We start from the raw sequence: 13,317 nt of genomic DNA, 5'->3' as shown, positions 1-13,317 counted from the left end.
AGGCTGCGTTAACGCGCGCTCCACAAAAAATAATTAAACGAAGGATCCTTCAATGGATAACTCCAATACCCTGCCCCGTGGGTCGGCTGCCGTGCCGACAAAAGAACGAACCACCTCCAGCCGCATCAAATCGATCTTCAGCGGTTCCGTGGGCAACATGGTCGAGTGGTATGACTGGTACGTCTACGCCGCTTTCTCGCTGTACTTCGCCAAGACCTTTTTCCCCAAAGGCGACACCACCGCACAACTGCTGAATACCGCCGCGATCTTCGCCGTGGGTTTCCTGATGCGTCCGATCGGCGGCTGGTTGATGGGCCTGTACGCCGACAAGGTGGGCCGCAAAAAGGCGCTGATGGCCTCGGTCTACCTGATGTGCTTCGGCTCGCTGCTGATCGCCCTGAGCCCCGGCTATGAAATCATCGGCATCGGCGCGCCGATCCTGCTGGTGTTCGCCCGTCTGCTGCAGGGCCTGTCGGTCGGTGGCGAGTACGGCACCTCCGCCACCTACCTCAGCGAAATGGCGACCAAGGAACGTCGTGGTTTCTACTCCAGCTTCCAGTACGTGACCCTGATCTCCGGTCAGCTCATAGCGCTGGCCGTACTGATCATCCTGCAAAACGTACTGACCACCGAAGAACTGTATGCCTGGGGCTGGCGCATCCCTTTCGCCATCGGCGCGCTGTGTGCCGTGGTCGCGCTATACCTGCGTCGTGGCATGGAAGAAACCGAGTCCTTCACCAAGAAGGAAAAGGCCAAGGAAAGCGCGATGCGCACCTTGATGCGCCATCCAAAAGAACTGATGACCGTGGTCGGCTTGACCATGGGCGGTACGCTGGCGTTCTACACCTACACCACCTACATGCAGAAATACCTGGTAAACACTGTCGGCATGAGCATCTCCGACTCCACCACCATTTCTGCGGCCACGCTGTTCCTGTTCATGTGCCTGCAACCGATCATCGGCGGGCTCTCGGACAAAATCGGCCGCCGACCAATCCTGATTGCCTTCGGCATTCTGGGCACACTGTTCACCGTGCCGATCCTCACCACCCTGCACACCATCCAGACCTGGTGGGGCGCGTTCTTCCTGATCATGGCGGCGCTGATCATCGTCAGCGGCTACACCTCGATCAACGCGGTAGTGAAGGCCGAACTGTTCCCGACCGAAATTCGCGCCCTGGGCGTGGGCCTGCCGTATGCCCTGACCGTGTCGATCTTCGGCGGCACCGCTGAATACATCGCGCTATGGTTCAAGAGCATTGGCATGGAAACCGGTTACTACTGGTATGTCACTGCCTGCATCGCCGTGTCGTTGCTGGTCTACATCACCATGAAAGACACCCGCAAGCATTCGCGGATCCTCACCGACTAAGTCCAGGCGCGTCTTGGCAAAAGGGGGCAGTCCGTCGGGATCTGCCCCTTTTTTGTTTGTCCTGAGCGCTGTAGGAAAAATCTGTCATGCACAGCGTCAGACGGATTAATCACGAGTTAATGCCCGCCCGCCATCCTGAACACGTCCACTCGATTGACTGCGATTCGCTCATTCAGCTTCTGATAGCGAAAAAGCCTGACGGCCTTAACATCTAATTAATCGATTGTTCTTAGCATTATTTTGCGCTTTTTAATCAGTTTAATTGGCGTAGCATGAAACCCATACCCAAGACACAAAACGCCAAAGAACCTGGAGAAATGAACATGAAAACCAAACTGATCCTCGCCATCGCCCTGTCCGTATTGGCCGCCAACACCTTTGCCGCCGACGGATTCGACCGCACAGGCTCCGCCGTTGCCGCCGATGGTTATGACCGCACTGGCTCCGCCACAGTCGCCGCCGATGGCTACGACCGCACCGGCTCCGCGACCATCGCTGAAGATGGCTATGACCGTACTGGCGGCGCCACCGTCGCCGAAGATGGCTACGACCGTACTGGCGGCGCCACTGTCGCCGAAGATGGCTACGACCATACTGGCGGCGCTTCCGTCAGCTGATTCATTCAAGCGGCATCACAGCCCGGCTTCGGCCGGGCTTAGTCATTTCTGTGGCACCGAAAATCTGCGGGCAAACCATAGAACCTGTGGGAGCGGGCTTGCTCGCGAATGCGGTTTTACATTCAACATTTCTGTTGCATGACACACCGATTTCGCAAGCAAGCCCGCTCCCACATTGACTGATTCCGTACTGGAAAAATGTCGGCGGTCCTTGCACCATGTCCGCCTCCCGTAAGTGCCAGGAATTCCCGCCATGCCCGACGACATCCACTACTACGAACCCGTCAACGGCCACGGCCTGCCCCACGACCCGTTCAACGCGATCGTCGGGCCGCGTCCCATCGGCTGGATTTCTTCACAGGATGCCGAAGGCCGCTTGAACCTGGCGCCCTACAGCTTCTTCAACGCCTTCAACTACATTCCGCCGATCATTGGTTTTTCCAGCGTCGGACGCAAAGACAGCCTGAACAACATCGAACAGACCGGTGAGTTCGCCTGGAACCTGGCCACCCGGCCATTGGCTGAGCGAATGAACCAGAGCAGCGCCATGGTCGAGCCGCAGGTCAACGAATTCGAACTGGCGGGCCTGAGCACTGTTGCCTCGAAAGTCATTCAGGTGCCACGGGTCGCCGAAAGCCCGGTGTCTTTCGAGTGCAAGGTCACGCAGATCATTCAGTTGCAGCGGGCGGACGGCAATGTGGTGCCGAGTTGGCTGATTCTCGGCGAAGTGGTCGCCGTGCATATCGCCAAGTGGCTATTGAAGGATGGGGTGTACGACACCGCCGCGGCAGAACCGATTCTGCGCGGCGGCGGTCCGGCGGATTATTTCCAGTTGGGGCCCGAGGCGTTGTTCAAGATGTACCGCCCGGGGGCGGTGAAGTAATTACCAGATCAGCCCGCCGTCCTCACTGACCCCCTTGAGGTGGGTCAACTGCAGGGCTGCGGCTTCGTCCGCATCTTTGGCGGTCTTGAAAGTCTGTTCTTCCAGCAATTTGTTGAAGCGAGGCGCACCGGAGCCACCGATGGCTTTGGTGGCGATTGCCGCGTAATACCCGCCCTCACGGGGGACTACAGCCGATACGGCTTCGAAGGTTTCAAAGGCTTTACGTGCCATGTCGCGAATCCTGGCTGGTTGAGAATGCCGTCATTAAACCCTCAACCGGCCAGTTTGTGTATATCTGCCCCGGACTGACGCAAGGCCTGCGCCGCCGACACATCCTTGAAGGTGTGAAAATCCAGGCTATCGACCACCAGTTCCTGGACCAATTCGGCAAAAACCTCCATCGCCGGCGTGCTGAAATACGCGGTCATGGCTTGCTGGTTGGCCCAGAAACCGGACACCAGCCACAACTGCGGGTCGCATTGTGAATGCTGCAAGGCAAAATTCAGGCAACCGGGTGCGGCGCGGGACGGCTCGATCAGCGCACTCAGGCGCACACCCAGCTCTTGGGAACGCCCGGCGCGCGCTCGGACAAAGGCCATATGACTGACGGGGATCTGCTTGGACATGTTCAACCCTCCCGGGGAGTCGCGTGGCAGCCAGGGGACGGGCTGCGACAGGATCAAAGGTTAAAGGCCACGGCGCCTGTGTCGTTAGTCGATTCCTGCTGGCGCGTTGCACAATCCTGCGAACGTGCATGGGCGACCTGTAACAATGTGTGAAACCCAGGCAGGCTCGTGCCATACGTGTTTCAAGCAAGTTTTCCCGTCTGCGTCCTGCCTTGTCCGGATCCGCAAACAATCCCGTGCAGAATCAGGCAAGCATCAGGCAGGATGTGTCTACCGCTATTGCTTGCACAAACTTATGCTCTGCCCATCACCCATGCCTTGCCGAGGATGCCTTGCATGTCGTCGTTCGATCAATTCCAAGCCCCGCTTGACACCGACATGGAAAAGCAACGCGCGGAACTGGCGGCGATCATCCGTCGCAACACCGCCGAAGATGGCAGTTATGCCACTGCCATCGGCTCACTGTTCATGTCGCGCCACAGCCAGTCCCACGAGTTCGCCCCGGTGCTCGCGCAACCGGCGCTGTGCATCATGGCCCAGGGGCGCAAGGAAGTTCAGCTGGCTAACGAGTACTTCAATTACGACCCGCTGAACTATCTGGTGGTCTCGGTCTCGATGCCGCTGAGCGGGCGCGTGGTCGATGTCTCGGCCGAGGAGCCGATCCTGGCGTTGCGGCTGGACATCGACCCGACGGAAATCACCGCGCTGATCGCCGACGCCGGCCCTCTCGGCGTACCGACCCGGCCAACCGGGCGCGGGTTGTATGTCGAGCAGCTCGACAGCGCCATGCTCGACGCCGTGCTGCGCCTGGCACGGTTGCTCGACACTCCGAAAGACATCGCCATGCTCGCGCCGCTGATTCACCGGGAAATTCTCTACCGCCTGTTACGCAGCAAGCAGGGGCACAGGCTGTATGAAATCGCCATTGCCAACAGTCAGAGTCATCGCATCAGTCAGGCGATCAAGTGGCTCAACGGCAACTATGAGCAGCCGTTGCGCATCGATGAGCTGGCAAAGGAAGTGAACCTGAGCGTGTCGACCTTGCATCACCGCTTCAAGGCGATGACAGCGATGAGTCCGTTGCAGTATCAGAAGCAATTGCGCCTGCAGGAAGCACGGCGATTGATGCTGGCCGAAGGGCTGGAAGCTTCGGCGGCGGGTTATCGAGTGGGGTATGAAAGCCCCTCGCAATTCAGCCGGGAGTACAGCCGATTGTTCGGGGCTCCGCCGTTAAGGGATCTGGCGCGGTTGCGGTTGACGGTTTGATCCGGCGCCTTCGCTGGCAAGCCAGCTCCTACAAGGGATCGCTGTAACCTGTAGGAGCTGGCTTGCCAGCGAAGGGGGCCTGTCAGGCGCCGAGTACCCGGCAAGCCTCAGCTGGCAATGTCACCGACACCGGATGCCCAACGCTCAAGCCAAAGCCCTGGCACGGCGTACTCAGCGCCGTAAACGACACCCCGGAACACTCCACCGTGGTCTCGATGGTCGCGCCGATATCGCGCACGAACGTCACCTTGCCCAGCAAGCGGTTACCCGCCGTGGCCTGCGGTGCCGACAGTTGCAGGTCTTCCGGGCGAATCAGCATCTTCACTTTCTCCCCCACCACGATGCTGCTGCAGATCGGCACTTGCAGTGCATCGCCGCCCGGCAGGCTGATCTTGCCGTTGCCCAGCGCCGTGGCCGGGAAGATATTGCCCGAGCCAATGAAGTCGGCGACGAACTCGTTGGCCGGGTGCCGGTAGATCTCGATCGGGGTACCCACCTGCTGCACCTTGTGTTCGCCCAATACGACGACGATATCGGCCATGGTCATGGCCTCACGCTGGTCGTGGGTCACCATGATGGTGGTGATGTTCAGGCGCTGTTGCAGCTGACGGATCTCCACCTGCATCGACTCGCGCAACTTGGCATCCAGCGCCGACAGCGGTTCGTCGAGCAAGAGGATTTTGGGGTGCGAGGCAATCGCCCGGGCAATCGCCACGCGCTGACGCTGGCCGCCGGACAGTTTCGCCACCGGCCGATCGATCATGGGTTGCAGCTGGATCAATTCCAGCAACTCCACCACCCGCGCCTGCCGATCCGCCTTGCTGACCCCGCGCAGTTTCAGAGGATAAGCAATGTTTTCGCCCACGGTCATGTGCGGGAACAGCGCCAGCGACTGGAACACCATGCCGAAATTTCGCAGGTGCGCCGGGGTGTGACCGATGTCTTCGCCGTCCAGGCGAATTTCGCCACCGCTCAGGGTTTCCAGCCCGGCGATCATCCGTAGCAAAGTGGTTTTGCCGCAACCCGAGGGGCCGAGGAAACACACCAGTTTGCCTTCGGGCAAATGCAGGTTTACATCCTTTACCGCGCAGGCCGAGCCGTAATGTTTCTCGACGTTTTCCAGAATCAGACCAGTCATGTGAATCACCTCAAGAAATCAGAACGAAACGCCACCTTCACCGACCAGCTTCTCCAGCGCCCAGATCAGGACGAAGTCGATCAGCACGATCAGCACGGCAAACGAAAATACGGTTGGGTCGAGCGAAGACACGGTGCGGCTGTACATCCAGATCGGCACGGTCATGACGTCGATGGTGTAGAGGAAATAGGTCACGGTGAATTCGTTGAACGAAACGATGAACGCCAGCAGCATGCCCGCCAGGATCCCCGACTTCATCAACGGCACGACCACGTCGACAATCGCCCGCAGCGGCGAAGCGCCAAGCATTTGCGCAGCTTCCTCGACTTCGCTGCCGATCGAGAGCATGGCCGCCGTGCAGTTCTTCACCACGAACGGCAAGGCCAGGATCACGTGGGCAATCACCAGGCGCGAGGTGGTCATATGGAACGGCAGGCTGTCGAACACCAGCAGCAGCGCCAGGCCCAACACCACCATCGGGAACACCAGCGGCAACGACATCAGTTGCAGCGCCACGGCCTTGCCGCGGAACTCGCAACGGGTCAGCGCGTAGGCTGCCGGCACCGCGATGATCGTAGCGAAGATCATGGTCAGGCATGACACCAGCAAGCTGGTGGTCATGGCTTGGCCGAGACTCAGCACGTCACTGGAATCAGGTGACACAAAGGTGTGCCAGGCGGCCTTGTACCATTGCAGGCTGTAGCTGCTCGGCGGGAAGTCGAGGTTCGATGCGCCGCTGAACGACATGACGATCATGGTCAGGATCGGCAGTACCGCCAGCAGCAGGATGAAGCCCGAAAGGATGCCGGCAAACTTGCCGGTCTCGCCGGGCAACAGTCCATAACGCTTCTTGGTCAGGGTGCTCATTGGGAAGCCTCCAGCATGCGCCGACGACGGCCAGTGATGTATTCGGACAAGGTCATGATCGCGAGCGTGGTGACGATCAGCACCACGCCGGCAGCGGACGCGGCGGGCCAGTTCATCAGCGGGGCGATCTGGTCATGCACCATCACCGCCAGCATCGGCACGCGCCGGCCACCGAGCAGCAAGGGCACCACGAAGCTGCTGGCGTTGTAGGCGAACACCAGGGTCGCGCCGGTGATGATCCCCGGCATGCTCATCGGCAACACCACCTGGCGGAACACCTGGAAGCGACTGGCGCCGAGGGTGGCGGCCGCTTCTTCGTAACTGCGGGCGACGCCGCGCATGGCGCTGGCAATCGGCAACACGGCCAATGGGAAAGCGGTTTGCACCAGGCCCATCAACACGCCGTTCTGGTTGTAGAGCAGCATGATCGGGCGCTTGATCAGGCCCAGGCCCATCAGCGCCTGGTTGAGCATGCCACCGGGGCCGAGGATCACCAGCCAGCCGTAGCTTTGCAGCAGCAGGTTGACCAGCAATGGCAGCAACACCGCCGCCAGGAAGATCCGTCGCACGAACGGCGAGGTCAGGCGCGACATGGTGTAGGCCACCGGGATCGCCAGGATCACTGCGATCACCGCGCTGATCAGCGCCAGGCGCAGGGTCAGCATCAGCGACTTGAGGTAATAGGGTTCAAGCAACTGGGCGTAACTGGCCAGGCTGAAGCCGGACCATTCCGCGCCCTTGGTGCCCACGCTCATGCGCAGCACCAGCAGGCTGGCGGCAATCAGCACGCCCAGGAACAGCATCGACGGCGTGAGGAAAAACCAGGCGCGGGCGGTCGGCGAAACACCGAGGCGTGGGCGCGACTCAGCGGCGCTGACCGAATGGGTCAAAGGTTGGTGTTCCATAGCAAAGGTCTCGTCAATGGAAAGCAGCTGACAGACACAAGACTTCCAGACACATCGGCCCCCTTGTGGGAGCGAGCCTGCTCGCGAAAGCGGTGTGTCAGTCACATCAATATTGAATGTGCTGACGCATTCGCGAGCAGGCTCGCTCCCACAGGGGATCTTCAGTGTTTGAAGATCCTGTGTAGGTCACTCGATCAGGAAGAAAAGATTTCCGTGTAACGACGAATCCATTGGTCATGCACGGTGGCCAGGAAGGCGTTGTCGTGCATGATCGCCTTCTCGGCAATCTGCTCCGGCGTGAGGATGTACGGGCTCTTGCGCGCTTCGGCGGAGATGATCGCCTTGGCGTTGACCGGGCCGTTGTAGATGTCTTCCGCCATCTTGCCCTGCACCAACGGGTCCAGAGAGTGGTTGATGAACGCGTAGGTCAGGTCGGTATCGCCCGGACGATTCTTCGGCATCACCGAAAGCATCAGGTCGGTGTAGAAACCTTCCTTCATGCCGAAGGTGGCGCCCAGGCCGTAGTTCGGATCGCGGATCTGTTTCGGGAAAAACGCCGGGGCGTACAGGCCGCCCATGTCCAGGGAACCGGTGCGGAACAGTTCGGCGATCTGGTTCGGGTTTTCGCCCAGGGTCACCACACGGTCCTTGAGCTCGGCGAGTTTCTTGAAGCCCGGCTCGATATTGTGCTCGTCACCACCGGCCAGTTTGGCGGCAATGATGATCAGGTCCATGGCCTCGGTCCAGTTCGGCGGCGGCAGGAAGATGTTCGGCGACAGGTCGGCATCCCACAGGGCGGCGTAGCTGTTCGGCGCTTCCTTGATCGTACGGGTGCTGTAGACCAGGCTGTTGCACCAGAGCAAGTAGCCGATACCGTGGCCATTGGCGCCGGTGCGGTATTTCTCAGGTACGTCGACCAGGTTGGGAATGCGGTTGAGGTCGGGTTTTTCCAGCAGGTTGGCGGCGGCCAGGCCTTCGGCGCCGACGCCGGCCAGGGTGATGATGTCGTACTGCGGACGATCACCGCCAGCCTTGAGTTTGGCGACCATTTCCGAGGTACTGCCGGTGCGGTCGGCGATGACCTTGCAGCCGTACTTGTCTTCAAACGTCGCGGCGATGTTGCGCAGCGCAGCCAGACCGGTGTCGTCGGACCAGGTCAGCAGGCGCAGGGTCTTGCCTTGAAAGCGGGTGTCGCTGGCATTGGCCTTGACGAACGGAAGGCTCATGGCTGCCGCGGCAACCGAGGCTACGCCCACGGTCTTGATGAATTGACGTCTGTTCAGATCATGCTCGCCCATTACGGACTCCCTTTGTTTTTGTAGGTATAAGGCAGGTCGAAACTGTTGCTTCCGCGCGGCTGGACCAGCGTTACCCCTCGTATTTTCGGGGGTTTTACTGAGCCAGCGAGGTCATCCTGAGGTCGTGTAAAACAGCTGACTATCGATAAAAACTCATTGAAGCCATGACGCCGGCGCATGCCTCATCACATGGCACGCGCCGACCGTTTTCGTGCCGTCAGACGGCACGAATCACGTGCTTGATTTCCTGGAAAGCCTGCAAGCCCCACGGCCCCAATTCGCGGCCGATGCTGCTCTGCTTGTAGCCACCCCAAGCGGTCTGCGGGAAGATCACCTGCGGCGCGTTGATCCACACAAGCCCCGCCTGTAAGGCGTTGGCGACGCGGTCCGCAGTCTCGGCATTGCGCGTAACCACGCTGGCGACCAGGCCGAACTGGCTGTCGTTGGCCAGGGCAATCGCTTCGGCCTCGGAGGCGAAACGGCGCACGCAGATCACCGGGCCGAAAATCTCTTCACACCACAGCGCACTGTCCAGGGGCACGTCGGTGAAAACCGTCGGCTGCAAAAAATACCCGCGCGGCAGGTCGGCCGGACGATTGCCACCGCACACCAGCCTGGCGCCAGCGCTCAAGCCGCGATCGATGTGGCCGAGCACGCGCTGGTATTGCGCCTGATTGACCAGCGCGCCCATTTCCACGTTCGGGTCGAACGGGTCGGCCACGCGGATGGCTTCAGCGCGGGCTTTCACACGGGTGAGGAATTCATCGGCCAGTTCATCGGCGACCAGCACGCGGCTGGTGGCGGAGCACATTTGCCCGGCGTTGAAGAAACCACCACCGCAGGCCACCTCCACCGCCAGGTCGAGATCGGCATCGGCCAGCACCAGCAAGGAAGATTTGCCGCCCAGTTCCAGGCTCACGCCCTTGACGGTTTCCGCTGCACGCTGCATCACCTGCACGCCGACTGCGTTGCTGCCGGTGAACGACACCTTGGCGATACGCGGGTCCGCTGTCAGCGGTGCGCCAACGGACAGGCCCGTGCCGCACACCAGGTTGAACACACCAGCCGGCAAGCCGGCCTGGGCAATGATCGTCGCCAGTTCCAGCTCCGGCAGCGGCGTCACTTCCGACGGCTTGAGCACCACGCAGCAACCGGCGGCCAGGGCCGGGGCGAGCTTCCACGCGGTGGTGACCATCGGGAAGTTCCACGGCACGATCAGGCCGACCACACCGCAAGGTTCACGGCGCAGGCGCGCACTGAAGTCGCCAGTCGGCAGTTCGACCGGGCTGTCCTGTTTCGCATCCAGCCCCTCGGCCAGGCCTGCGTAATACTCGAACGTGGCGATCACGTCATCGACGTCGATGGCCGCCTCGAACAATGGCTTGCCGTTGTTGCTCGACTGCAGGTGCATGAGTTTTTCGCGACCGGCCTGCACGCCTGTCGCAATTGCGCGCAGGATTGCACCGCGCTCGGCACCGCTGGTGTGCGACCAGGCGGCGAAGGCCTTGGTTGCCGCGCCCACGGCCAGGTCGACGGCGCGTTCGTCGCCGCCGTTGACCGTGGTCAAAAGCGCTTCAGTGGCCGGGTTGATCACCCGCAAATGTTCGTCGCCCGCCGACCATTGACCGTTGATGTACAAGCCGTCCAGGGTGATTGGAAAACTCATTTCGACACCGCCTTGGTCCACTCGGCCTGATCGATTTCAATCAGGGTCGGGCCCTGGCGATCGGTGGCGACACGCAATGCCGTGCGCAGTTGCTCGACACCATTGACCGCCTCGGCCGCGCAGCCCAAAGCCTTGGCGACACCGATGAAGTCCGGGGTATAGATGTCCACGCCGACCGGCTCGATGGCGCGGTTGACCATGTACTTCTTGATCTCTTCGTAGCCCTGGTTATTCCACAGCAGCACGATCACCGGCGTGCGCGCTTCAACGGCGCTGGCCAGTTCCGGCAGGGTGAATTGCAGGCCACCGTCGCCGATCAGGCACACTACCGGAGGACGTGCGCCGCCTTCGACAGTGCCGCCCAACCAGGCGCCAATCGCCGCTGGCAAGGCGTAACCGAGGGTGCCGTATCCGGTGGACGAGTTGAACCAGCGACGCGGGCGCTCAGGGTTGAATGTCAGGTTGCCGGTGTACACCGGTTGGGTCGAATCGCCGACGAATACCGCGTTCGGCAGTTCGTGCAGGACGGTTTCCAGGAAACGGGTCTGGGCCAGGGTCGGCGCATCCCAGTTGGCGGCCAGCGCTTCACGCAAGCGGGCCGCGCGCACCTGGCCCCAATCGTTGCGGCGCTCGGCCAGTGGCTTGTGCGACAGTGCGCTGAGCAAGGCCTGGGCGGCGTTGCGCGAATCGGCCACCAGGGCCACGTGTGGCGGGTAATTGCGTACGGTCTGGTCCGGGTCGATGTCGATGCGCAGCAGTTTGCCGGGAATCTCGAAGCCACCGGCGAAGGTGACATCGTAGTCGGTCTCGGCCAGTTCGGTACCGATGGCCAGGACCACATCGGCCTCGGCGACCAGTGCGCGAGTGGCGACCAGGCTCTGGGTCGAACCGATCAGCAGCGGGTGAGCGGCGTGCAGCATGCCCTTGGCGTTGATGGTCAGCGCAACGGGCGCGTCCAGCAATTCAGCCAGCTCGGTCAGCTCGGCGGCTGCATCGATGGCGCCGCCACCGGCGAGGATCAATGGCCGCTTGGCGCCCGCCAGCAGTTCGGTCATGCGCGAAACGGCGGACGGCGAAGCGCCAGCGCGGTCGATGTGCACCGGCAGGCTGCCCAGCAGGTCGTCGGCGTCTTCAACCAGGACGTCCAGCGGAATCTCGATGTGCACCGGACGCGGACGACCCGCCTGGAACAGCGCGAAGGCGCGGGCCAAGACACCCGGCAACTCGGACGCCGACATCAGGGTATGGGAGAACGCCGCCACGCCGCCGACCAGTGCGCTCTGGTTCGGCAACTCGTGGAGCTTGCCGCGACCGCCGCCCAGTTGGTTGCGGGTCTGTACGCTGGAGATCACCAGCATCGGGATCGAATCGGCATAGGCCTGGCCCATCGCCGTGGTGATGTTGGTCATGCCGGGGCCGGTGATGATGAAGCACACACCTGGCTTGCCGCTGGTGCGGGCATAGCCGTCGGCCATGAATCCGGCGCCCTGTTCGTGACGAGGGGTGACGTGGTTGATGCTCGAACGGGCCAACCCGCGATACAGCTCCACGGTATGCACCCCGGGAATGCCGAACACCTGCTCGACCCCGTAACCTTCGAGTAACTTGACCAATACTTCGCCGCACGTCGCCATGTGATTGCCCTTCTTGTTCGTTTGAGACGCCGGGCCTGCGCAGTGTTTATGATGGATTCGCAGGTCCAGGGATGGCCTCATTGGAACGGGCGACACGTAGCCGCAACAATGGATAAAAAGTCATACTAGCCATGTCCTCACGTCATACCTTGGATCCCAATGAAACGATTGCCTCCCCTGCCGGCGCTGCACACTTTTCTGATTACCGCGCAGTGCTGCAACTTCACCCGGGCCGCCGAGCAACTGCACATCACCCAGGGCGCCGTGAGCCGGCAGATCGCCGGGCTGGAAGATCACCTGGGTTATGAACTGTTCATTCGCCAGGCCCGAGGCCTGGACCTGACCGCCGAGGGACGCGAGTGGCTGCCCCGGGTCCAGCAGATTTTCGGCCTGATCGACGAAGCCGTTGAGCAGATCGGCGAGAAGCGCGAAACCCTGCAACTCAAGGCCCCGACCTGCGTCATGCGCTGGCTGTTGCCTCGGTTGTTGCAGTGGCAAAAAGAACGCCCTGACGTGCCGGTCGAACTGACCACCACGGTCAAGCATGGGGTGGATTTTCACCTCGAACAATTCGATGCGGCGGTGATGTACGGTGCGTCGCCAGACCATTCGCTGGTGGCGCAAAAACTCTTCGATGAGCAACTGACGCCGGTGTGTTCCCGGCCCATGCTCGAAGGCCCCATGGCCCTGCAGACACCGACCGACCTGCAACAACACCTGCTGCTGCACCCGACTCGCGATGAACGGGACTGGAAGGCCTGGTTGAAAGCCGCTGATGTGCAATTGAGCAATGTCGGCAAGGGCCAGCATTTCGAGACCCTGGACCTGGCCATGTCGATGGCGTCCCAGGGGACCGGCGTGGCGATCGGTGACTGGTCGCTGATCGGCGACGACTTGAATGCCGGCCGATTGGTCATGCCGTTCGAATTGAAGGTGAAAACCGGACTGGCGTATTACCTGGTTTTCCCGGAAAAACCCGGGCCTTCGGCGAAGTTGCGTGAATTGATGGGGTGGTTGGTGGAACAGGCGCAGGCGCGTTGAAACG

The 13,317-nt window shown here is 61.2% G+C and carries 13 protein-coding genes; 5 read left to right on the top strand and 8 right to left on the bottom strand.

The genetic code is table 11. The annotated features are described in order from the left end of the window. Positions 1 to 52: 52 nt before the first annotated feature. From BKX96_RS19790 to BKX96_RS19780, 3 genes are all read left to right on the top strand, one after another. A complete protein-coding gene (locus tag BKX96_RS19790; RefSeq protein WP_046818842.1) occupies positions 53 to 1,372 on the top strand; it encodes an MFS transporter in 1,320 nt (439 codons plus the stop codon). Positions 1,373 to 1,695: 323 nt separating this feature from the next. Then, positions 1,696 to 1,989 carry a hypothetical protein gene (locus BKX96_RS19785; RefSeq protein WP_077185260.1) on the top strand — a complete coding sequence of 98 codons (294 nt, stop codon included), beginning with the start codon at positions 1,696 to 1,698 and terminating at the stop codon, positions 1,987 to 1,989. 253 nt (positions 1,990 to 2,242) lie between these two features. Next, complete coding sequence (locus BKX96_RS19780; protein ID WP_046818844.1) at positions 2,243 to 2,872, top strand: flavin reductase family protein; 630 nt, start codon at positions 2,243 to 2,245, stop codon at positions 2,870 to 2,872. Here BKX96_RS19780 and BKX96_RS19775 read toward each other — a convergent pair whose 3' ends face one another. Further along, positions 2,873 to 3,103 (bottom strand): hypothetical protein, encoded by a 231-nt coding sequence (locus BKX96_RS19775; RefSeq protein WP_046818845.1) that lies wholly within the window; start codon positions 3,101 to 3,103, stop codon positions 2,873 to 2,875. A 41-nt stretch (positions 3,104 to 3,144) separates the two neighbouring features. Then, a complete protein-coding gene (locus BKX96_RS19770) occupies positions 3,145 to 3,498 on the bottom strand; it encodes a putative quinol monooxygenase (protein WP_046818846.1) in 354 nt (117 codons plus the stop codon). A gap of 336 nt (positions 3,499 to 3,834) precedes the next feature. Between BKX96_RS19770 and BKX96_RS19765 the strand changes: the two genes are divergently transcribed. Continuing rightward, positions 3,835 to 4,764 (top strand): AraC family transcriptional regulator, encoded by a 930-nt coding sequence (locus BKX96_RS19765; RefSeq protein ID WP_077185258.1) that lies wholly within the window; start codon positions 3,835 to 3,837, stop codon positions 4,762 to 4,764. A gap of 82 nt (positions 4,765 to 4,846) precedes the next feature. Here the strand turns inward: BKX96_RS19765 and BKX96_RS19760 are convergent, their stop codons facing one another. From BKX96_RS19760 to BKX96_RS19735, 6 genes are all read right to left on the bottom strand, one after another. After that, positions 4,847 to 5,902, bottom strand: a complete 1,056-nt coding sequence (locus BKX96_RS19760) for an ABC transporter ATP-binding protein (protein WP_077185257.1) — start codon at positions 5,900 to 5,902, stop codon at positions 4,847 to 4,849. Positions 5,903 to 5,920: 18 nt separating this feature from the next. Continuing rightward, a complete protein-coding gene (locus tag BKX96_RS19755) occupies positions 5,921 to 6,769 on the bottom strand; it encodes an ABC transporter permease (protein ID WP_046818849.1) in 849 nt (282 codons plus the stop codon). Beyond that, positions 6,766 to 7,674 carry an ABC transporter permease gene (locus BKX96_RS19750; RefSeq protein ID WP_046818850.1) on the bottom strand — a complete coding sequence of 303 codons (909 nt, stop codon included), beginning with the start codon at positions 7,672 to 7,674 and terminating at the stop codon, positions 6,766 to 6,768. Before BKX96_RS19750 ends, BKX96_RS19755 begins: the two co-directional genes overlap by 4 nt. Positions 7,675 to 7,868: 194 nt before the next feature. Continuing rightward, positions 7,869 to 8,972: an extracellular solute-binding protein gene (locus tag BKX96_RS19745; protein ID WP_046818851.1), complete on the bottom strand. Its 1,104-nt coding sequence runs from the start codon at positions 8,970 to 8,972 to the stop codon at positions 7,869 to 7,871. Between the two features lie 217 nt (positions 8,973 to 9,189). Continuing rightward, entirely contained in the window at positions 9,190 to 10,638 is a 1,449-nt protein-coding gene (locus BKX96_RS19740; RefSeq protein WP_077185256.1) for an aldehyde dehydrogenase family protein, read from the bottom strand. Beyond that, positions 10,635 to 12,272: a 5-guanidino-2-oxopentanoate decarboxylase gene (locus tag BKX96_RS19735; protein WP_046818853.1), complete on the bottom strand. Its 1,638-nt coding sequence runs from the start codon at positions 12,270 to 12,272 to the stop codon at positions 10,635 to 10,637. The genes BKX96_RS19740 and BKX96_RS19735 overlap by 4 nt, the downstream gene beginning before the upstream one ends. 159 nt (positions 12,273 to 12,431) lie before the next feature. On the opposite strand from BKX96_RS19735, the gene BKX96_RS19730 reads away from it, so the two are divergent. After that, positions 12,432 to 13,313: a LysR substrate-binding domain-containing protein gene (locus BKX96_RS19730; RefSeq protein WP_046818854.1), complete on the top strand. Its 882-nt coding sequence runs from the start codon at positions 12,432 to 12,434 to the stop codon at positions 13,311 to 13,313. The last annotated feature ends 4 nt before the right edge of the window (positions 13,314 to 13,317 follow it).

Origin of the sequence: Pseudomonas putida, from assembly GCF_001976065.1 — a bacterium.
Classification (GTDB): domain Bacteria; phylum Pseudomonadota; class Gammaproteobacteria; order Pseudomonadales; family Pseudomonadaceae; genus Aquipseudomonas; species Aquipseudomonas serbica.
The sequence above is the reverse complement of the archived record's forward strand: the minus strand, read 5'-3'. Positions and strand labels throughout refer to the sequence as shown.